Source organism: Xenorhabdus budapestensis, assembly GCF_017743015.1.
GTDB lineage: Bacteria > Pseudomonadota > Gammaproteobacteria > Enterobacterales > Enterobacteriaceae > Xenorhabdus > Xenorhabdus budapestensis.
The window spans coordinates 3,901,251-3,923,364 of record NZ_CP072455.1; the positions used below are offsets into that span (position 1 = coordinate 3,901,251).

A 22,114-nucleotide genomic window follows, 5' to 3' on the forward strand; every position below is an offset into this window, starting at 1 on the left:
AGACATGTTAATTTTTTAAAATAGGAGCTTTCCTCTTACGGGAAGGCTTTTAAGGAATGGCTTTATTGTGGATACCATAAAAGCATTTATTAAGCGCTTGTTAATTCATGTCATGGGGCTGTTTACTAGCTCTATAGTCATTGGTATAACGACAAATTCGAAACTTTGGGAAGGGACTTATAACTCATCTATTGAAGGACTAATTGCTCTCTCTAATTATATTGGCACGGTTGCTCTTTGGCCTCCTCGTAATGAGCATAGTTCCGATGTTCGGCAATCTTTCATTATCGTATTACTGTTGATATTGTGTGCGTTTGCTAACTTATTACCTGTGTTCATTCTACTTACAGGCCTTGCTATGTTGCTTATCAAATCCATTGGTAAGCAATCAGTAAAAGGTGGGCGGTTTGCTCTATTGATAATGGGATGTCTTACTCTCGCATCAGCATTAATACAATATTTTCAACTATTTCCAACCTGGTTCTGTATCACATATGCTGTTCTACTTTTTGTAGCCTGTAATTTTGAGCGAAAAAAACTCAATGAAGAAATAAAAAAAGTTGAAGATGAGATAAAAAAAGCAGCAGAAGAGACCACAAGAAAAACAGTTGTTAAAAACCACGAACAGGAAGAAGAAAATACACCAGATGCTTTTAGAGAATATTATCATCAATTAGCTTTAATCATGGCCTACCAGCCTAATGTTTCGGATGAGATGTGGCCTTACCTTGGGAAAATAGAAGAAAAAACTCGAGCAATCATCGACTGTATGAAAGAAGATGAACGGGATATCCCACAGGGAACAACATTCCTTAACCGCTATTTACCTATGATCAGGAATGCCGTGGAATCTTTCACGACACTCAAACAGCATCAGGCTAGCAGCTCTCAATTCCAAGAAGCTAACTTATTGACCATACAGAGCTTGCAGGAAATGAGTGTTGCGTTTAGTGAAATGCACCAAAACTTGTTGAGTAACAATGTCGATGATCTAATGGCTGATTTGAAATCAATGAACCAATTGATACGTGCGCAGGGCTTTGAATTGAAAAAATAGCTAATCTAAATAATAAGGCTGATCAAAACCAGCCTTATTATTTAAAAATCAGGCTTTAAATGTGATCCACGGTCTGACCCTTGCTACTGATTGAATCAGCCCCGCTTGTTCCCATTGAACCGGGAATTAACGCCAATTCACCTGCTCGCGCTGGCGTTGCACCTTTACGGTGGAGCTTCATTCCCTGCTCAGGAAAAATAATATTATATGAGAGGTCAACAAGCAGCCGACTTTTGTCCTGAGCAGGTTGTAAATAGAATTATCCCATCACCCAATCTTCAACTCTTAATCCTAAAACTCATTCAAATTCACGGATATTATTTGTCACAAGCACCATAAATTAATTCCATCAATGTGATGAGCTGATGCATAGCTGACCATAATGTTGATAAAAAGCTTCCCTGACCTGTTCACCTGGTTGTTATCTATCAATCATAAAATCAGGAGTGACATCTTCACCATCAAACCAGCTATCCCAAGTTTCTCCTGCCGGAGTGATGATACTGGTTTGACCAATAGCAATAATATCAACGTGTTTTACATCTTTCGGTAAAGCAACTGCTTTGGGTAAACGTACAGCCTGTACCTCCAAAATATAAACCTTCCGATTAGGTTCATCGAAAAGAATAGCTTTTTATGGGATAGGTTAATGGGATATACGTTGCTTGATTTGTCTTAGTTCCATTGAATACCAGATAGTACTACTCATTCAACCAACACCTTGCCCTTCACCACTTTTGCGAGCATGATCGCAATACCTTTATCCATTAATCAAACAACTTACATGTCTACAATCAAAGAACTACAAGTTGCGATCTCAAACCTTTCTGTATGGCGCAAGGGTGATCAACGTGCACCACATAAACCATTATTGTTGTTGTATGTACTCTCTCAATACCAGAAAGGCCATGAACGACTGTTTGATTATGGAGAGGAGATCCACCAGCCATTACTGAATCTCCTTAATCATTTTGGCCCAAGACGTAAAAATCACTATCCCACCTTACCTTTCTGGCGACTGCGTGGTGATGGTTTTTGGGAGTTGCAGAATACAGAACTTTGCACACCACAAAAAGGCAGCAAAGAGCCACCGAAACGCGAGTTGATTGAATTCAGCGTCAAAGGCGGTTTCGACCAACAAAGCTATCAGTTATTACGTAATAAACCTGCCTTAATCGATAAACTGGCACAACAAATTCTCAGTGAACATTTTCCTGATAGCGTACAGGAACTGCTCGCCAATCAATTGAATTTCTCTTTGAGTGATATCCGCAGAATACGTGATCCCCATTTTCGCCAGCAGATACTGCGCGCCTATAATTATGAGTGTGCAATATGTGGCTACAACCTGCGACATGACGACACACCTGTCGGTCTGGAAGCAGCACACATCAAATGGAAACAATATGGTGGACCATGTACCATAAATAATGGGCTTGCACTATGTTCACTGCATCATTCTGCATTCGATATGGGCTCTATCAGTATTGACGATAATATGCAGTTACTGGTTTCAGAAAGTATTAATGGTGGCCCGATGGTTAAGCAACTTTTCTGGAATTTTGCAAAACAGCCAATATTACTTCCTAAAAACAGAGACTATTACCCCTTGGAAGGTTTCACTAACTGGCATCGTAACCAAGTCTTTAAACAGTAATCCGTAAGAATTAAAAAGGGAGCCAGACTCTCCCTTTCATTCTAATTAAATCCCGGATCACTGACCCGCTTTCAGTTTTTGGAAATAGTTTTCATATAGGACATTAGCATTGCCAACGTCGCTCTGCCATTCCCCTCTCTGGATCATTGCTTCATCAGGATACAGTGACTTATCCCCTGATACAGCGGCTGGCAGCAGTTTTTTCGCAGCCAGGTTTGGTGTCGGGTAGCCAATTTTTTCAGCAACCTGTGCCGCAATCTCCGGGCGCAGCAGGAAGTCAATCAGCTTCATCGCTCCATCGACATTCTTAGCATTTGCCGGAATAGCCAGGCTATCCATCCAGAAAATTCCGCCTTCTTTTGGCCAGATAATATCGATAGGTGTTCCAGCCTGACGCGCAACATAAGCAGAGCCCGTCCACATCATGCCGACATCAACTTCACCTTCCATAAATGGATTAGCAGGGTTATCAGAATTGAATGCCAGTACATTTGGCATTAGCTTTTGCAGTTCATTATACGCCGCTTCAATCTCTTTCGGATCAGTAGTATTACCAGAATAGCCCAGTTTCAACAGCGCGATCTGGAAAACTTCACGGGCATCATCCGTCAATACCAAACTATTTTTATATTCAGGCTTCCAGAAATCAGCCCAGGAAGTAATGGTTTTGGGATCGATACTGTCACTGTTGACACCAATAGCAGTCGCTCCCCAAATATAAGGGATGGAATATTCGTTTTTCGGGTCAAAAGACTTATGCAGCAGATTAGGATCAAGATTGTGGAAATTGCTGAGTTTGCTTGTATCGATTTTTTGCAACATCCCTTCTTTACTCATTTTGGAGATAAAGTAAGTGGATGGCACAACTAAATCATAAGCCCCATCTTTATAGGTTTTCAGCTTGGTATACATGCTCTCATTGGATTCATAGGTGGAATAAATCACCCTAATCCCAGTTTCTTTAGTGAACTGGTTGAGCAAACCAGGCGGAACATATTCAGTCCAGTTGTAGAAATAGAGTGTCTTGCCATCATCAGCGGCAGCAGCATTCACCGAACTAATGCTCAATGCCATCATCCCAGCGGCTAACAGATAGAACCACTTTTTCATGCTGTTTTTCATGTAGTGTTTCCCCGCAGTTAGTGCGTAATTATCGCGTTATTACCGTACATAGCAGGTTCGACATGAACCTACCCCAAAAAAACGGCTATTATAAGAGCGTCATTTCATGGGGTAAAGCCACTTATTCCTTGTTAAATTGGAGATTGGGAAAGAAATTCTGGTTAATTGAGATAAAAATGATGTTATTAGTGAAGTAAAAGCGCAGCCAACTTGTGACTACGCTTAAATTAAAGTTAAGACTTACCTGTACGATCACGCATCACAAGCTGACTAATCAGCACTAATACCAGTGACATAGCCAATAAAATAGCGGCTAGTGCGTTTACTTCCGGTGAAATGCCCACTTTTACCATTGAATAGATCTTAAGTGGCAGGATTTCATAACTCGGCCCCGTCACAAATGAAGAAACAACGACATCATCCATCGACAGGGTAAAACTCAGCAACCATCCCGCCATAACTGCTGGCATCGCCAACGGCAGGATAATATTACGCAGGATAGTCAGTTCACTCGCTCCTAAATCGCGGGCTGCTTCCAGCATTTTGACATCAAAATCTTTCAGACGGGAATAGACAGTCACCACCACAAACGGTAAACAAAAAGTGATGTGAGAAAACAGTAGTGACCAGAATCCCAGTGAAACGCCCAGCAGCATAAACAGCACCAGCAATGAAATCGCCATCACAATATCCGGCGACATCATCACCACAAACAGCATACCGCTAACAAACTTTTTGCCACGGAATGAATAACGATACAGGGCAACCGCAGTCAATGACCCAATCATCGTAGCAAATGTGGCGGAAACAACCGCCATTGTCAGAGAATGCCCTGCGGCTTGCAGCAGGCTGTCATTACTGAATAACAGGCTATACCATTCTGTCGTGAACCCCTGCCAACTAATACCAAAGCGTGACTGGTTAAACGAACTTACCAGCAGAATAATAATCGGGATATACAGGTAAGCGTAAACGATGATCATAAAACCACCGCGCAACAGGCGTCCGATCATTCCAGTTCCACCTTCTTGTTCAGCAGTTTAGCCGCACGATAGTAAACCCATAACATCAGCCCCATGACCAACGTCAGACAGATACTGGTCGCTGCGCCAAACGGCCAATCGCGAATGTTGAGGAACTGACTTTTAATCACATTACCAATCAGCAGGTTTTTCGCCCCACCCATCAAATCAGCCACGTAGAACAGCCCCATCGCAGGCAGCAGAACCAACAGGCAGCCAGCAATAATACCCGGCATAGTCAGCGGTATGATGATACGGATAAAAGTCTGCACTTTTCCTGCTCCCAGATCACGTGCCGCTTCCAGACAGGATTTATCCAGCTTCTCAATACTGGAATAGAGAGGCATCACCATAAATGGCAGCAGAATATAAACCAGACCCAACACCACTGCTTCGGGGGTATACATAAGGCGCAGCGGTTTATCGATAATCCCAGTCCACAGCAAAAAATCATTCATATAACCGCGGGTACTGAGAAACATCTTCAAACCATAAATACGGATTAAAGAATTCGTCCAGAATGGCAGGATAAGCAGGAACAATAGCAGTGGGCGCAGCTTTTTCGGCATCCGCGCCATAAAAAAGGCAAATGGATAGCCAATCACCAGACAACACAACGTTGCAACGATAGCCATATTCAGCGAGTGTATCAGCACCTCGGCATATAGCGGATCGAACAAGCGGGTATAGTTATCCAGCGAAAAGACCATCTGTACCAGATTAGCATCATCACGAGTCAGAAAGCTGGTTCCGATAATCATCAAGTTCGGCAGAAAAACAAACAGCATCAGCCAAAAAACTATGCCTGTAATGACAATATTCTGGAATAGTTTACGCGTCTTCTTCATCAACCAGCACAACCTCCCAGCTTTCTACCCAAGTGACAGCAATCTTCTGGTTCAGGGAATGGTCAACATCGGGATCATCTTCATTGAAGAACTCACTCACCATGACCATTTTGCCGTTTTCCATCTCGACCACGGAATCCAGCGTCATGCCTTTGTAGTTACGTTCACGCACATAACCAATCAGACCTGATACCTGCTCACCATTGTTGATCTCCTCTACACGCAAATCTTCCGGGCGTAGCAGTACCTTCAACGTTTGTCCGGCGGTTACTGGCAGAGGTGTGAAGATGTCACATTCATGACCTTCCACATCAGCACGTATGCGTTGCTCATCAACACGATGCAATACTTTGGCATCAAAAATATTGATTTCACCGATAAAGCGGGCAACAAACAGATTTTTCGGCTCTTCGTAGATCTCTCTGGGTGTGCCATCCTGTTCAATATATCCATCACGCATAACCACAATACGATCAGACATCACCAGCGCTTCTTCCTGATCATGCGTCACGAAAATAAAGGTGATACCAAGTTTACGCTGGAGCGCTTTCAATTCGTTCTGCATCTGCTTACGCAGCTTATAATCGAGCGCAGACAGCGATTCATCCAACAGAAGAACCTTCGGTTTGTTCACAACCGCACGGGCAATCGCCACACGTTGCTGCTGCCCGCCGGAAAGCTGGGCGGGTTTACGCTGGGCAAACTCTTCAAGCTGCACCATACGTAATGCTTCTTCAACACGCGGAGCAATCTCTTTTTCCGGTGTTTTTTGCATACGTAGCCCAAAAGCAACATTTTCAAATACGGTCATGTGGGGGAACAGGGCATAACTCTGGAAAACCGTATTAACGTGACGGTGCTCGGCGGGAATATCGGTAATATCCTGCCCTTCCAGTAAAATTTTGCCGCTGTCAGCATCTTCCAGCCCGGCGATCAGACGAAGCACTGTGGTTTTACCACAACCGGATGGCCCAAGAATGGTCAAGAACTCGCCATCATTGATTGTCAGATCGAGCTGTGAAATAACTTGTTTGCCGTCGAAGCCCTTACTCAAGGCTTTTAGTTCAACGAATGGTATCAGAGAGGTATTCTCAGTCATTTATGCTATCATCTATCCCTTGGAATAATGCAGATAGAACCGCCACGGGAAAAGACTGTGTCAGCTAGCAGGAGGCATCATTTCTCCGCAGAAGCTCAAAGCCAGTGGCGCCGGTTGAAATTACGAAGCGCGCATAATAAACGCAGTACGCCGAAATTGAAAGCTGAAATAATGGCAATAAGCCATTTTTTATTAACATTTCATGAATGGTGACATTTCATGCCATTCTGAACCCAAATTATCCAGTTGGAAATAATTTTTATTGATTATTTTTTACACTAAAAAACCTTTTTTCTTTCAAAAGATTACTAAGACCATCAAAACCTTCCTTCACCTCAATCATTTCATTATCCAACTCACTAAAGCCACCAACCAACAGGATACTGATATTCTCCTTTCGTCATAACATACTGACGCCTTTTTCATACCAATGATCACCATACAAAAAATTCTTTTCTGTTGATGTAATACATTCGTTTATTAGAATTATTTTTTATTATTTTAATAATGAATTTTATAATTAATTATTTTCACTGAGATACAAATAATTAAGATCGCTATCACCCTTTAGAAAAATAATCAAAAACCTTACTTTACTCTTTAACGCTTTAGAGATACTTTCCAAATAATATAGATAATTAGCAATATCTGTTTGTATTGTTAAAAATCAAAAAATAAATAATTAATTAGTAACTTTGAAAAATTGTCATCAATTAAGATCGCATTATACTCTTGCTCTTCTAATATTGGCCAGCATTTATTAGCCAGCATTAGTATTAATGCGATCTCAATATGAAAAATAAAACTATTCGGCTTATTCAATAACAAAAATAACGTGAATTTATTCAATGTCATTCTTTCTTTCACTCAAAAAGCTGAATCGTTTCAATAAACTGTATTCCCTTGGGTTTCAAGATGCAGCGTAACCAACAACACTGCAACTTGAAAGATAACAGGGAAAGGGAGGAAAAATGTTTCATCTAACATTACAAGATATCCATCTGGCAGCACATGCTGACAACAAAGAAAATGCTATTCAACAAGTTGCCAACGCTCTGGCTGCTGCGGGATATGCCAGTAAAGAGTACGTTGACGGGATGCTGGAACGTGAAACGCAGTCTTCAACCTATCTGGGTAATGGTATTGCCATTCCACATGGAACCCATGCCACCCGCAATGACGTGCTGAATACAGGCGTACAAGTCATGCAATTCCCAAATGGCGTTACATGGAGCGACAGCCAAACCGTCTACATCGTTATCGGGATTGCTGCAAGATCTGACGAACACCTTGAACTTCTGCATCAACTGATCCCCATTATCAGTGATGAAAACTGTACCAAACAGATGGCAAAAGCCACCTCAGTTGATGAGTTATACCACTTATTCATGAACCCAAGACAAGCCTACCTGCTGGACACTTCCACCATCACATTGGATATTGATGCACATGATCTGACAACTTTGCAGGCTCTGAACATCGCCCGCTTGCAACAAGTCAGCTCAGTAACTACAGAATTTATTGCCGATATTCTCACCACCCCACCAATATACCTCGGACAAGGGATCTGGTTAAATGACAGTTCGCAAGGCAGCCTGCGTAATACTGTTGCCATCGCCCGCCCTAAAAAACCTTTTACTATAGATACAAACACTATTGATAAACAGCCTGTCGGGCTGCTATTCACCATCGCCTACGCCGACGAGCAACTGCATAATCTGTTGAACCATCTCAACACCCTGCTTCAACAAGGGAATGGAGAACATCTGATATGCGCTCAGGATCACGCAGCTCTTATTGCACTACTAACAACAGATATCCCCCTACAAAAACCAGTACCACAAAAAGAAAACGCCCTGACCGCAGATTTTATTCTGCCCAATGAACATGGCCTGCATACCCGCCCTAGCGCACTGCTGGTTAACACCATCAAACAATTCCGCAGCCAAATCACCATCGCCCATCTTGACGGCAATAGCATTCCCATTGATGGACGAAAACTGATGCAAGTCGCTGGATTGGGAGTCAAACAAGGAGAACGAATTCGCTTTACCGCTATTGGTTCAGATGCCAAAGAAGCACTGACCGCCATCGAATCTCTGATTGACAACAAACTGGGTGAGGAGATGGCATGAGTACGGACAGCATCAATAAAAGAGTCGCAACCATTACCCTGAATCCGGCTTATGATTTGGTCGGATTAACCGGAAATATTAAAATCGGCGAAGTTAATCGTATCCAGACTGCTGGATTATATCCGGCTGGCAAAGGTATCAACGTTGCGAAGATCCTCAGAACCCTTGGCATTGACGTTACTGTGGGGGGCTTTCTGGGTAAAGAGAACCAAACCAGCTTTCAAAAAACCTTCGCAGAGCTCGGCATGACCAACCACTTCCAGATAGTGGAAGGCCGGACACGCATCAACGTCAAACTTACCGAACAAAACGGCCTTGTCACCGATTTCAACTTTTCAGGCTTTACTGTCAGCAAAGAAGAGTGGCAGCACTTTGCCGAAAATTCCCTCACATGGCTTCGAGCATTCAACATGGTATGCGTCAGCGGCAGCCTGCCAGTAGGCGTTGAACTGGATGACTTTACCGATTGGATGCAGCGCCTGCGCGAAGTTTGCATGTGTGTCGTGTTCGATAGCAGTCGGGAAGCCTTCACTGCCGGAATCAAAGCCCAACCTTGGATGGTCAAACCGAACCAACATGAACTAGAGCTCTGGATTGGCCGACCTTTGCCCACACAAGAAGACATCATTTCGGCCGCCCATCAACTGCGCACGGAGGGGATCTCACATGTCATCGTCTCTTTAGGGGCAGAAGGCGCCATTTTAGTCAACTCAACGGGATCATGGCTCGCCAGACCACCACACTGTGAAATCGTCAGTACCGTCGGCGCGGGCGATGCCATGGTCGGTGGCCTGATTTACGGCCTGATGATGGGACAACCTTGCGAACATACATTACGCCTCGCCACCGCCATTTCAGCCATGACCGTCAGCCAGAGCAATGTTGGCAATATCGACCGCCAACAACTCGCTCAATTGATGACAAAAGTAGAACTCATTTCGTTAAAAAACCAATCACCGAAAAATTAAGAAAAAACAATAAAAAGAAGAGAATTTCATGAAAACATTGATTATTAGCAACGATAAACAGAAACAGGCTCGCGCTTACCTCGCCAAACATACACTAGAAAATATCGCTGCCCAACACAGCTTGATCCTCACTACCGATATAAACAAGGCCAAATTGGTAATCATCATTGGGGGATCTGCACCAATTAGCCTTAACCTGCACGGCAAAAAAGTTTTTATCGGCTCCGCAGAACAAGCGATCCGCGAACCTGTAACGTTTCTCCACCATGCCAAAACAGAAGCCAGTGTTTATCAACAACAGTACACAGCCAACACAACAGAGAATGTCACTCAGCAAAAACCAATAAACATCGTTGCCATCACCGCCTGCCCGACTGGTGTCGCCCATACCTTTATGGCGGCCAAAGCATTGGAAACGGAAGCACAAAAACGCGGTTGGAAAATCAAAGTGGAAACCCGTGGCTCCGTGGGAACCGATAACACCCTAACCGATACTGAAATCGCGGTAGCGGATTTGGTGATTGTGGCGGCAGATATCGACGTAGATCTCTCACCATTCTCCGGCAAGTGCCTTTATCGTACCTCCACAAGCGCAGCCTTGAAAAAAACTGCCAATGAGCTGGACAAGGCCCTGACCGAAGCCAAGACTTACACCGCCACAGACAACAATCCCGTATCCGACAACAAAAAACAGGAAAGTACCAGCGTCTATCAACACCTGATGACCGGCGTTTCCTATATGCTCCCGATGGTCGTCGCGGGTGGACTGTGCATCGCCTTGTCATTTGTCTTCGGTATCGAAGCATTTAAAGAACCTGGCACACTGGCGGCAGCCCTGATGCAAATCGGCGGCGGCTCCGCACTTGCCCTGATGGTGCCCGTACTCGCAGGTTACATCGCCTACTCCATTGCAGGACGTACCGGACTGGCTCCCGGCCTTGTCGGCGGTATGCTCGCCATCAGTACCGGGGCGGGATTTCTCGGCGGGATCATCGCAGGATTCCTTGCCGGTTACGTTGCCAGACTACTGACAACCAAACTGTATCTACCGCAAAGCATGGAAGCATTAAAACCGATTCTGATCATTCCGCTGGTCGCAACGTTGGTAACAGGATTAACCATGATTTACGTTGTAGGAAAACCCGTTGCAGCAATTATGGAGTGGCTGACCCATTGGCTGAAATCAATGGGAACCACCAACGCCATTATCCTCGGCGCAATACTGGGCGGCATGATGTGTACTGATATGGGCGGGCCAGTGAACAAAGCAGCTTATGCGTTCGGTGTGGGATTGTTGAGCGCACAGAGTTATGGCCCGATGGCGACAATTATGGCGGCGGGCATGGTTCCACCATTAGCCATGTGGCTGGCGACAGTAATTGCGAGAAATAAATTTAACCAAAGTGAACGTGAAGGCGGAAAAGCAGCACTAGTGTTAGGGCTGTGTTTTATTACCGAAGCGGCAATTCCCTTTGCGGCGAAAGATCCGGTAAGGGTATTGCCGAGTTGCATTCTGGGCGGCGCGGTGACCGGAGCACTCTCAATGTACTTCGGAACACAACTAATGGCACCACATGGCGGATTGTTTGTGTTGTTAATTCCGGGAGCAATTACACCTGTGTTGCCGTATTTAGGGGCGATTTTGGTTGGCACGGTGTTGACGGCAGGGGTTTATGGGGTGGTAAAGAGAAAAAATGTTGGGGGAATTAGTTGAGGTTTTTGCGGGGAGGAGTTGCGGTTATCTGCAACTCCAAAACTCCTCTAATTACCGGATAGATATACCTAACAGAGTTAGAACAACGCCACAATAGAACAAAAAACAGACATTGACCATGGTCTTTATATAGACTAAATTAAAACCTATTATTGAACGTAATGTCACTCTAAGTGGTGCGAACAGGAGATGCTCACCAGGAGCTTTAAATGAAAATTGAAACTATTTCCTTTATAAAAAAAGCACGCTGCAACACTAGAATTATCAGAACCAATATTAGTCACTCAGAATGGCTTACCAGCTTATGTAATTGAATCATATTAAGAAAGAAAAAAAAGAGATGATGCAATTGCATTATTGAAACTATTGGCAATTTCTCAAAAAGATAAAGATGCAGGAAAACTATATTCACGTGAACAGCTATTGGAAGATCTGTAAATAATAAATGGTTAGAAAAAATACCTGATATTTTAATTAAGTATACGGAAACTTTTAAACATTCTTTGGGTGAAATTGCATCGTATTTACATGCAAAAGAACTTGAACCATTACCAATCATTCGAAAAATATTGGATGAGTTTGAGAAAAAAGTCAATTTTTCACCAACCTGCTGCCAAATATCACCTGAATTGGCCAAGTTAGGTGTAACAGACTATCGTAAATGTAATACTCAAAATGGTTATAAAGCAATCTACTCTATTGATTCTTACGAGTCTTCAGATATTGTTATTGCCCACGTCATTATTCATAAAAGGCAGGATATACAAGAATTGCTTTTTAATAGGATTATTTTATATTGATACAATTCCAATTGTTAATTTATATCAATACAGTGGGAATCTGAAGAATAATATGATGCAAACCCATTAGCCCTGCACCAATTAACCAAACCTATCTTTAAATTTTTTCGAGCTAATTCTTCTGTTCATCTGACTATTACAGTTAGGGCATAAATACTGTTTTTTACCTTCGATTTTCCACGTGTAATATTTTCTTTTGAAATTAGCGTTACAAACGTCACATCTACTTGGCTTAAAAATTGCTCCCAAAACCACCAATAAAATTATTACACCAATAACCCATTCCACGAGTTTCCTCCCATTTTGTCGAATCAGGTTTACCAAGGCTAATGTACAGCAAAGAAAATTATGAATACCCGGATACAACCTCATAGAGTTTAATTTACTACAATCTCTGCGTCATATGATAGAAACATCCTACTAAGAAGTTTAGCGTGATATTTTCAGAATTTCTGTTGGTTACCTATCCACAAAAGCGATTAGCGATTTAAAAAGATCAACCAATTGCAGTGTGTCAATTTTTCCCGTCGTTTTCAGGCATTGGTTGAGCGTTATAACGAGAGCCTATACGTAGATTTGTGTAATTACCAGATCAAATATTACATGCGATCCCATAATCACTTTTCAATTATTACGATCAACTCTAATGCTATACACTCTCTTTGGGTGGTCAAGTCTAGTACAAAGAAAACCATATGATACATTTCGCCACACTCACAACTTTGTCTGTATAGAATATATTCAATAACAGATCTTCATATCCGGGAAAAGGGAACCCTTTGTTTAAGCTCGATACAAATTTTATGCTCCAGCGTCGCATACATCATTAAACAGCATATCATGACCATCAATAACGCCTCTATCCGTTCTTGGTTTTTTCAGGAATCGAAAATCCCGCTTAACCTTTTGTTGGGCCTTATAATTAGCTAGCAATGCTTCAATATCGAGCCGTTCGTCAGCCATTCCATTGGTAGTTAAACTCCATAATCAAATACCTTACAATTATGTTGTTGAGTTATTTCTTCCATTATCATAGATATCCATAACATTATTATGGTATTTTGCTGCTTTTATTAGTTTCTCATTTGTTTTTGGCGGATTTTCTAACGCTGCAAATAGCGCATTTGCGCCAGCCATTGAGAGTTGTAATGTTTCAGTACGCTCAATAACATTAACATTTTTGGCTCTATCCATTGGCGCTTCAATAAGAAATTGAGAAAACGTTGCGCCAGAATAATCGGCTGTTCTTTGTATAATCTCTTGTTTTTCTAAAGATGTTTGTGCAACTAAATGGATTTCTTTGCGTTTTGAGTAGATGGGCATTTCAGCAACAGGCAGGCCATTATCTGCTAGTGCGTGACCAAGAGGAATGATATCTCTGGCTTCTTCAATAGCTATCACCGGCACGATTTTAATCTGACGCAAACGTATTATCATTTCTTGCATTTTAGTTATCTCCTAAAAAACGCGCGGTAACTCCTTGTGTCACTGCCTGCGGCACAATCGCACCTTTATGCTGTATTACAACTCCTGCGAGCTGATGTCCCATTAATGCTGAATCATAAATGGATTTCCCATTTAACAGCCCCGCGATAAAACCCGCATTAAAAGCATCACCTGCCGACGTGGTATCAATGACAGGTGTAACAGGTTGAGTCTTAATATGTTGCGTGGCATTGCAACCGCTTAAGTCACGATAAAAACAGCCCCGTTCACCCGCTTTGATAACAGCTTGTTTAACCCCCATTCTTTTCAGGCGATTAAAACTCTCCTTAATTGAAGTATCTCCCCATAGGCTCGCTTCATCATCGTCAGTGACTAACGCAATATCAGTGATGGCATACATTTGCTGATAATACTCACGGGCTTGCGCTTCATTTCCCCATAAGGCCGGACGATAGTTACTGTCAAAGAAAATCACTTTCTCTTCAGAAGATAACTGTTTCAAATCAATTAGCAGCAATTGGCGATCATGTTCAGGCAAAATAGCCAGGCTGATCCCGCTGAGATAAAGCACATCCATGTTCTGCAATTGCTGGCGCAATCTGGGGTAATCAGGATGGCGCAAGAGATAACGCGCCGCCGAGTTATTGCGCCAGTAAAGAAACGTGCGCTCACCTTTTTCATCAAGTTGGATCAAGTATAAACCGGGTTGATGCGCGCTATCACGCAACACTAACGATGTATTAATGCCTTCTTGCTGCCAATGTGAGATCATGCCTTCACTCAAGGGATCAGTGCCCATCACCGTGGCGAAATGAACATCAACCGTATCGCCTCCAGCGCGAGCCAGATAAACCGCACTATTCAGCACATCGCCGCCATAGCTCTGTATCATGGCACCAAATGGGATGCCATTTAACTCAATCATACATTCGCCAATCAGGGCAATTTTCCGCATCTGCATTCTTTAATCCTTCACGGCCTGAAAATAACGTTCAGCATTATTGAAGCAGATATCCTGAACTATCTGCCCCAGTATTTTTTCATCATGAGGGATTTCGCCATTTTCTACCCAGTTCCCCAGCATATTGCAGAGAATGCGACGAAAATATTCATGGCGGGTATAGGATAAGAAACTACGTGAATCTGTCAGCATACCGACAAACTGGCTTAATAAGCCTAATTGGGAGAGTTGCTCTAATTGACGCTGCATACCGTCTTTTTGATCGTTAAACCACCAGCCCGATCCAAATTGGATTTTGCCCCCGAGATTTTTCCCGCCTTGCACAAAGCTTCCGCCCTGAAAGTTGCCCGTCATGGTAGCTATCACTTCATTATCGCGAGGGTTTAAGCAATAGAGGATGGTCTTCGGTAATTGGTCTGTTTTATCCATCTCATCCAGCAAGCGAGATAATGGGTAAGAGATATGATTATCCCCGATGGAATCAAAGCCACTGTCTGGCCCTAACCGATTAAACATACGTGTGTTGTTATTACGCAAGGCACCAATATGCATTTGCATTACCCAGCCGCGTTTTGCGTACTGCTTACCTAACCAAACCAACACCGCTGTTGTGAATTGCGCGATTTCTAATTCACTGAGTGATTGCCCTTGTCTGCGCTTTTGCAAAATGATATCTAACACTTTTTCGTCAGGTATCGGCGCATAACGTAAATGTTCAATTCCATGATCCGATGCCACACAACCGTGATCCTGAAAGTGTTCGAGGCGACGCTCTAATGCTTGCAATAAATCAGCAAAACGCCCGATAGCGACATCTGCGGCTTCTCCTAACCATTCGAGATAGTCACAAAAATCCGGTAATTCAATTTTGAAGACTTTATCCGGGCGCCAGCTTGGTAAAACTTTGATGGTGAAATCTTTATCTTTAGCGATCTGTTGATGATATTCGAGATAATCAATGGGATCATCCGTCGTTCCTGCCATGCGTACCTGCATTTGCTGCATAATGCCACGGGCAGAAAATTCAGGTTGAGAGAGTTTCTCGTTCGCCTCATGCCAGATAGCCTTTGCGGTATCAGGCCCAAATAATTTTCCGTTGATGCCAAAGGGGCGTCGCAACTCCAGATGTGTCCAGTGATAAAGTGGATTGCCGATCGTCAGGGGAACGGTGTTCGCCCATGCGAGGTATTTTTCGTAATCACTGCTTTCCGTACCAGTAATAAGCGCTTCTTCAATTCCTGCCGCACGCATCGCACGCCATTTATAATGATCGCCCTCCAGCCAGATTTGACCAAGATTGTGGAAACTGCGGTTTTGCGCGATCTCTTTTGGATTGAGGTGACAGTGATAATCATAGATAGGCATCAACGCCGCGTAATCATGGTAAAAGCTGCGGGCAACGTCGTTATTTAACAGGAAGTCTTCACACATAAAGGTTTTCATTATGTTTTTCCTCTATGGTCAAAGGGCGGCAACCGCTTGGCGTGCGCCAAAATTCAATAAGTTCTGGTAGGCTTTGGTTACGTTGTCGATAAACTCACAATTTTTTATTAATTTTTTACCGAAGATCGATTCAATTTCCAGCAGCTCTTTCACCATATCTTCCACCACAGCAACAGAATAATCGTATTTGGTAAAAATCGCAGCAAAGGTTTCTTTTAATGGATCTCGCACATCAATGGGTTGGCCTTGCTCATCCACGCCGCTGATATAACGCATCCAACCTGCTACACCGAGAGTTAAATGGCGATAATCGCTTCCTTGCACGAGATGCCATTCAATGGAATCAATCATGCGCTGTGGCAATTTCTGGCTGCCATCCATCGCAATTTGCCATGTCTGGTGTTTTAACGCTGGGTTAGTGAACCGTTCGATCAATTTATCCGCGTAAGCCATTAAGTCGCTATCTTCTGGCATCGGCAGTGTTGGTGCTTGTTCATTCAGCATCAGTGCATACACTGCCCGACGATAATCAGCATTCTTCATGGTATCGGAAATATACGTATAACCGCCCAAATAACCCAGGTAGGCCAGAAATGAGTGAGCGCCATTTAACATGCGTAATTTCATCATTTCAAATGGTGCCACATCATCCACAAATTGCGCACCAGCCAGATCCCAATCGGGACGCCCATTCACGAAGTTATCTTCAATCACCCATTGACGGAAAGGTTCGCAGGTAATAGCACACGGATCTTCAACACCTAGCTGTTGGGCAATTTCGGTTAACGTTTCTGGTGTAGCAGCCGGCACAATGCGATCCACCATCGTGCAGGGAAATGTCACTTGTTTTTCTATCCATAGTGCCAATTCTTCATCCTGCAAACGCGCCAGACCTAACACGGCCTCACGGGCAACATGCCCATTTTCCCGAACGTTATCGCACGACAAAATCGTCACGGCAGGCAGGCTTCGTTCAAAACGCAATTTTAATGCCGCAGTGATATATCCTATGGCTGATCTCGGCACAGCAGGATTAGCAATATCTTTAATAATCAACTCATTATTTGGATCTAAACGCCCTGTTGTGGCATCGGTACAATAGCCTTTTTCAGTTATTGTTAAAGAGATGATTGCGACATCAGGGTTCGCCATTTTTTCGATAATTGCCTGAACACCATCAATTAATGGGTGCATCCCTTCTTTCATTGAGCCAATAATTTTTAATGTGTTTTCTCCCTGCCCTTTCTCTGAGACGGTATAGCGCATGGATTGTTTTTTAAGATTTTTAATCAGTGAAGCACCATTTAGCGTCAGATTAACTTCACAGTATCCCCAATCACTGTCTGTTTGTTCTAATACATGATGGGTATAAAGCGCCTGATGCGCACGATGAAATGCACCGCAGCCTAAATGCACAATGCGGGAAGTCAGGCGTTCGGTTGTCCAGTGAGGGCCTGGAACAGAGGTTATCGCAGTGACAAGATTTTTTTCCATGATGGCACGATGGATACCCAACTCAAGGCCACGAATTTCAGCCAGCCCTTTCAGGCGGCCGATTGCCGAATAGCCGGGGTTAATTTTCTTTTTCAAATCATCGAGTATTTGATGACCATGATCAGGCCGCATTGGAATCAGGTGATTTCCACCAGCCGCCAACCGACGATGTTCTTCTTCCGCAACCGCTTTGATCACTTCATACATATCCACATCACCAGCAAGATGTGCCGCTTCGTGGAACGTGGATGGGTTTTCTTCACGCACGGTTGAACGCAAATGGAGGAAATAGATACGGGAACCAAATGATTTGATCATCTTCACTAAATCATTATCCGCACGCACGCCATAAGATCCGGTGCACATCGTATAACCATTGGCATTGCTGTCTATTGTTTCGGCTATCCAACGCATATCCTCGATCGTAGAAACAATGCGTGGCAGGCCTAAGATCTCACGCGGTGGATCATCAGGATGAACGGCCATTTTGATACCGATTTCTTCCGCTACCGGAATGATCTTTTGCAGGAAATAAGCAAAGTGCTCACGCAATTTGGCCTTATCAATTCCTGTATAACGTTTTAGGTGTTGGCGAAATTGTTCTAAGGTATAGCCTTCCTCTGCACCAGGAAGACCAGCGATAATCGTGTTTGTCAGTTTTTGTTTTTCTTCTTCTGTCATTGAAGTAAAGCGCGATTGCGCTTGCACAATTTCATCATCGGAATACGCTTTTCCTGCCCCACGGCGTTGCAAAATGTGGATATCAAAAACCGCAAATTCAATTTGATCAAAGCGCAGCGCTTTTGAGCCATCAGGTAATTCATATTCAAGATCAGTACGTGTCCAATCCAGAACAGGCATAAAGTTGTAGCATATCGTTTTGATCCCGCAGGCGGCGAGGTTACGCAAAGTTTGTTGATAATTTTCAATCCATCGATCGTACTCCCCGGTATGTGTCTTGATATCTTCATGAATGGGAACACTTTCTACAACTGTCCACTCAAGTTGACTGGCTTCAATCGGTGCTTTACGCTGTTCTATCTCCTCAATAGGCCAAACTTCGCCATTAGGAATATGGTGCAACGCCGTCACAATCCCTGTTGCTCCCGCCTGACGGATATCCGCTAATGAAACAGGATCTTCAGGCCCATACCAACGCCAAGTTTGTTTCATAATTCCCCCTATAACTAACTCAAGACTAATTCAGGTAACCATAAACTCAATTGCGGCAGATATGTCACCAGCGCCAGCGCAGAGATCAGTGCAATATACATCGGGAGCAGTGGCTTCAGTACCTTATCAATACTCACATCCCCCACAGAGCAACCCACAAATAAGGCACTGCCTACAGGAGGGGTACAAATCCCAATTGCCAAATTAAATGTCATGATGATGCCAAAATGAACAGGATCGATACCCATACTCATCGCAACGGGTAAAAAAATCGGCGTGAAGATCAAAATGGCAGGTGTCATATCCATAAAGATCCCCACAATCAGCAGGATGATATTAATGACTAGCAGAATGGTCAGCGGATTATCAGAAACCGTCATCAACGCATCCGCAATCAGATATGGCAGATCAGCATTGGCCATCGCCCAGGACATGCCCATTGATACGCCAATCAGCAGTAAAACAATAGATGTGGTAACGGCAGAATCAAGAATAATTTTGGGCAGTTGTTTGAAACTCACTTCACGATAAATAACTACTGCGAGAATAAAACTGTAGAGAACGGCGATAGCTGATGCTTCTGTCGCCGTGAAGATCCCCGCAATAATCCCGCCCATAATCACCACAATTAGCATTAATGACGGTATTGCTTTCCACGCTGTAGCAAAAAATTCGCTCCATGTTGGCCGAGCAGCAACAGGATAGCGCTTCCTCTTGGCGAGAATGGCAGACACAATCATGAGTGAAATCCCCATAATAATGCCGGGGATATAACCCGCTAAGAACAAGGCAGCAATAGATGTCCCTCCTGAAACCAACGAGTACACAATCAAGGTGTTGCTGGGCGGGATCAGCAAACCAGAAGGACAAGAAGCGATGTTTACAGCAGCAGACAACTCAGGATCGTATCCTTCTTTTCTCTGCATCGGCGCCATTGTTCCCCCGACCGCAGCAGCAGATGCCACTGCCGAGCCTGAAATAGCCCCGAACAACATGTTCGCCATAATATTGACGTGCATTAATGATCCCGGCAAACGGCCGCCAATCACTTTAGCCAGATTGATCAAACGTGCAGCTATCCCGCCTTGGTTCATAATATTTCCGGCAAGAATAAAGAACGGGATCGCCAATAAAGAGAAATTATCTACTCCCGCAGCCATACGCTGTGCAACAACCGTGATCGCAGATTCCAGCGGCAATGTCATCGTAATGGCGACCAATGAAGATAAGCCGATTGCAAAAGAAACGGGGACACTCAATACCAATAATATTGTAAATGTACTAAAGAGTGCGGCAATGACATACCAATCCATACTCTACCCTCTTATCTACCCTTCATCTTGCAAGTTAATGATTCTCAGACACAACGGGTGGTTGACCAGAAAAATGTTGAACAATTGAGATCACATCAACGAGCGCATAGAAAATCATCAATATTCCACTAATAGGTAAACATAAATAGACATACCCCATTTTCCAGCCTAATACAGGTGTTATTTGACCATTTTCCAGTGTCGATGAAACAAGCAGGCTGCCACCATAAAGCAGTACAATGGAAGAAAATGAAATAATTGCTGCTTGAATAATCAGGCCGATAATATTTTTCTTTACTCCTGTTAATTTCATCATCAGCAACTCGATAGCAAGATGACGATGCTGCCCGGTGGTATATGCAGCACCAATCATTGCGACCCACATAAACAGATAACGTGCTAATTCATCTGTCTCGGTACTCGGTACGTCTAAGACATAACGTGAAATTACCTGCCATGACACACATAAAACCAGAAAGGCCAGCAGGCAGACGGTAAAAAACGCCAAACTTTTATTGGTAATCGTTACAAGGTTTTTCATTTATCCCATTCCTGTCATTTTGGTTTACCAATTAAAAACCACATAGAGATTATAATCTATACTAATCGCAACTAAAGATTTTGAAATAAGCACCTGAAAGGAATGTAATAGACCAAAAAATAAAAAAGGCAAACCAATAACATCTATTTTTGTGACAATGGAATACCAATCTTGATTTTGTTCTTTGCCCAATAAATGAAATCTGATTATTATTTACCCACAGAAGAAAATAACAAAAACCTATGCTCATTTCTGGAGAACCAATCATGCAGAACAACAAACGACAGGTTTTAGGTATAACAAGCATAGCGGCTGGCGTAATGTTTATGCTGAGCGCATCTCAGGCTTTCGCCGTGACAACGCTGAAACTTAGCCATAACCAGAACCGAGACCATGCTGTTCATAAAGCCATGACCGAGTTCGCTAACGAAGTGAAAGAAAAAACCAATGGGGAACTCCGTATTCGCATTTATTCTGATTCTCAATTGGGCAACCAACGTGAATCCATCGAATTGATGCAAAACGGTGCTTTGGATATTGCTAAATCTAATGCGGCAGAATTAGAAGCCTTCTCTCCGGCTTATTCCATTTTTAACCTGCCCTATTTATTCCGCGATAAAGCACACTATCAACAAGTCATCAATAGTGATATCGGTAAAGAAATCCTCGATTCAAGTCAAAACGTGGGATTTATTGGTCTCACTTATTATGATGCGGGTGCACGCAGTTTTTATGCGAAAAAACCGATTAGAACGCCTGAAGATCTAAACGGTTTGAAAATCCGCGTACAACCCAGTCCAACAGCAATTGCGATGGTGAAAGGATTGAAAGGAAATCCAACGCCATTAGCTTATGGTGAGCTCTATACCGCATTGCAACAAGGGGTTGTAGATGCGGCTGAGAACAACATTACTTCTTTTACGCTAAGCCGCCATGGTGAAGTGACAAAATTCTTTTCCCTGGATGAGCATACGATGATCCCTGATGTCCTGTTAATATCAAACAAATCATTGAATAAATTAACCACTGCACAGCAAGAGATTGTGAAGAAAGCGGCACTGAACTCCTCAAAATACATGATGCAACTTTGGGAAAAATCAGAACAGGAACAGCGTACAAAAGCAGAAAAACAAGGTGTTGAGTTTATTGTCGTGGATAAGACTCTCTTTCAAAACGCGGTTAACCCTATGTATGACGATATTGCCAGAACTCAACCGGAATTATTCGAAATGGTAAATCGAGTGCGTAAAGTAGAATAATTTTCTTTCAAAACCACCTGTTGCAACAAGAATAGGTGGTTATATTTCTGGCATTGATGTCT

General features: G+C 43.2%; 19 protein-coding genes and 3 pseudogenes. 8 read left to right on the top strand and 14 right to left on the bottom strand.

Annotated features, from left to right (window positions below):
- Positions 1-67 precede the first annotated feature (67 nt).
- Positions 68-1,057, top strand: a complete 990-nt coding sequence (locus HGO23_RS17160) for a 5-bromo-4-chloroindolyl phosphate hydrolysis family protein (protein WP_209027345.1) — start codon at positions 68-70, stop codon at positions 1,055-1,057.
- 55 nt (positions 1,058-1,112) lie between these two features.
- Here HGO23_RS17160 and HGO23_RS20135 read toward each other — a convergent pair whose 3' ends face one another.
- Positions 1,113-1,238 carry an RtcB family protein gene (locus HGO23_RS20135; protein ID WP_244967836.1) on the bottom strand — a complete coding sequence of 42 codons (126 nt, stop codon included), beginning with the start codon at positions 1,236-1,238 and terminating at the stop codon, positions 1,113-1,115.
- A gap of 240 nt (positions 1,239-1,478) precedes the next feature.
- Positions 1,479-1,652, bottom strand: coding sequence for a type II toxin-antitoxin system VapB family antitoxin (vapB, locus tag HGO23_RS17170; protein ID WP_209028817.1), 174 nt, complete (start codon positions 1,650-1,652; stop codon positions 1,479-1,481).
- A 189-nt stretch (positions 1,653-1,841) separates the two neighbouring features.
- Here vapB and HGO23_RS17175 point away from each other — a divergent pair, with 189 nt between their 5' ends.
- Entirely contained in the window at positions 1,842-2,714 is an 873-nt protein-coding gene (locus tag HGO23_RS17175) for a phosphorothioated DNA-binding restriction endonuclease (protein ID WP_099135113.1), read from the top strand.
- Between the two features lie 57 nt (positions 2,715-2,771).
- Here the strand turns inward: HGO23_RS17175 and potD are convergent, their stop codons facing one another.
- The 4 genes from potD to potA form a co-directional block, all read right to left on the bottom strand.
- On the bottom strand, positions 2,772-3,824 hold the full coding sequence (gene potD / locus HGO23_RS17180) for a spermidine/putrescine ABC transporter substrate-binding protein PotD (protein ID WP_099135114.1): 1,053 nt from the start codon (positions 3,822-3,824) through the stop codon (positions 2,772-2,774).
- A gap of 245 nt (positions 3,825-4,069) precedes the next feature.
- Complete coding sequence (gene potC, locus HGO23_RS17185; protein WP_099135115.1) at positions 4,070-4,849, bottom strand: spermidine/putrescine ABC transporter permease PotC; 780 nt, start codon at positions 4,847-4,849, stop codon at positions 4,070-4,072.
- Positions 4,846-5,706, bottom strand: a complete 861-nt coding sequence (gene potB, locus HGO23_RS17190; protein WP_099135116.1) for a spermidine/putrescine ABC transporter permease PotB — start codon at positions 5,704-5,706, stop codon at positions 4,846-4,848. Before potB ends, potC begins: the two co-directional genes overlap by 4 nt.
- Positions 5,690-6,805, bottom strand: coding sequence for a spermidine/putrescine ABC transporter ATP-binding protein PotA (gene potA, locus HGO23_RS17195; RefSeq protein ID WP_209027346.1), 1,116 nt, complete (start codon positions 6,803-6,805; stop codon positions 5,690-5,692). Before potA ends, potB begins: the two co-directional genes overlap by 17 nt.
- Before the next feature lie 971 nt (positions 6,806-7,776).
- On the opposite strand from potA, the gene fruB reads away from it, so the two are divergent.
- The 5 genes and pseudogenes from fruB (at position 7,777) to HGO23_RS17215 (ending at position 12,422) form a co-directional block, all read left to right on the top strand.
- Positions 7,777-8,940 (top strand): fused PTS fructose transporter subunit IIA/HPr protein, encoded by a 1,164-nt coding sequence (gene fruB / locus HGO23_RS17200; RefSeq protein ID WP_209027347.1) that lies wholly within the window; start codon positions 7,777-7,779, stop codon positions 8,938-8,940.
- An 11-nt stretch (positions 8,941-8,951) separates the two neighbouring features.
- On the top strand, positions 8,952-9,908 hold the full coding sequence (fruK, locus tag HGO23_RS17205) for a 1-phosphofructokinase (RefSeq protein ID WP_209028818.1): 957 nt from the start codon (positions 8,952-8,954) through the stop codon (positions 9,906-9,908).
- A gap of 28 nt (positions 9,909-9,936) precedes the next feature.
- Positions 9,937-11,622, top strand: coding sequence for a PTS fructose transporter subunit IIBC (gene fruA, locus HGO23_RS17210; protein ID WP_209027348.1), 1,686 nt, complete (start codon positions 9,937-9,939; stop codon positions 11,620-11,622).
- A gap of 209 nt (positions 11,623-11,831) precedes the next feature.
- Positions 11,832-12,060: pseudogene (locus tag HGO23_RS19810) on the top strand (type II toxin-antitoxin system Phd/YefM family antitoxin).
- Between the two features lie 65 nt (positions 12,061-12,125).
- Positions 12,126-12,422, top strand: a complete 297-nt coding sequence (locus HGO23_RS17215) for a type II toxin-antitoxin system RelE/ParE family toxin (protein WP_209027349.1) — start codon at positions 12,126-12,128, stop codon at positions 12,420-12,422.
- A gap of 797 nt (positions 12,423-13,219) precedes the next feature.
- Here the strand turns inward: HGO23_RS17215 and HGO23_RS20105 are convergent.
- From HGO23_RS20105 to HGO23_RS17260, 8 genes and pseudogenes are all read right to left on the bottom strand, one after another.
- Positions 13,220-13,400 (bottom strand): annotated as a pseudogene (locus tag HGO23_RS20105) (IS1634 family transposase); the annotation flags it as partial.
- A 24-nt stretch (positions 13,401-13,424) separates the two neighbouring features.
- Positions 13,425-13,868, bottom strand: a complete 444-nt coding sequence (locus tag HGO23_RS17225) for a type II toxin-antitoxin system TacA family antitoxin (protein ID WP_244589856.1) — start codon at positions 13,866-13,868, stop codon at positions 13,425-13,427.
- 1 nt (position 13,869) lies between these two features.
- On the bottom strand, positions 13,870-14,829 hold the full coding sequence (locus HGO23_RS17235; RefSeq protein ID WP_209027350.1) for a sugar kinase: 960 nt from the start codon (positions 14,827-14,829) through the stop codon (positions 13,870-13,872).
- Positions 14,830-14,832: 3 nt separating this feature from the next.
- Positions 14,833-16,272 (bottom strand): glucuronate isomerase, encoded by a 1,440-nt coding sequence (gene uxaC, locus HGO23_RS17240; protein ID WP_209027351.1) that lies wholly within the window; start codon positions 16,270-16,272, stop codon positions 14,833-14,835.
- Positions 16,273-16,290: 18 nt separating this feature from the next.
- The gene (locus HGO23_RS17245) at positions 16,291-17,766 is read right to left on the bottom strand and encodes a fructuronate reductase (protein WP_209028819.1); all 1,476 of its coding nucleotides are present in this window, start codon (positions 17,764-17,766) and stop codon (positions 16,291-16,293) included.
- Positions 17,758-18,939 (bottom strand): annotated as a pseudogene (gene uxuA, locus HGO23_RS17250) (mannonate dehydratase); the annotation flags it as partial. The gene HGO23_RS17245 and the pseudogene uxuA, both read right to left, overlap by 9 nt.
- Positions 18,940-18,953: 14 nt before the next feature.
- Entirely contained in the window at positions 18,954-20,252 is a 1,299-nt protein-coding gene (locus tag HGO23_RS17255) for a TRAP transporter large permease (protein WP_209027352.1), read from the bottom strand.
- Positions 20,253-20,286: 34 nt separating this feature from the next.
- On the bottom strand, positions 20,287-20,793 hold the full coding sequence (locus HGO23_RS17260) for a TRAP transporter small permease (protein WP_099135128.1): 507 nt from the start codon (positions 20,791-20,793) through the stop codon (positions 20,287-20,289).
- 266 nt (positions 20,794-21,059) lie between these two features.
- Here HGO23_RS17260 and HGO23_RS17265 point away from each other — a divergent pair, with 266 nt between their 5' ends.
- Complete coding sequence (locus tag HGO23_RS17265; RefSeq protein WP_099135129.1) at positions 21,060-22,052, top strand: TRAP transporter substrate-binding protein; 993 nt, start codon at positions 21,060-21,062, stop codon at positions 22,050-22,052.
- Positions 22,053-22,114 lie beyond the last annotated feature (62 nt).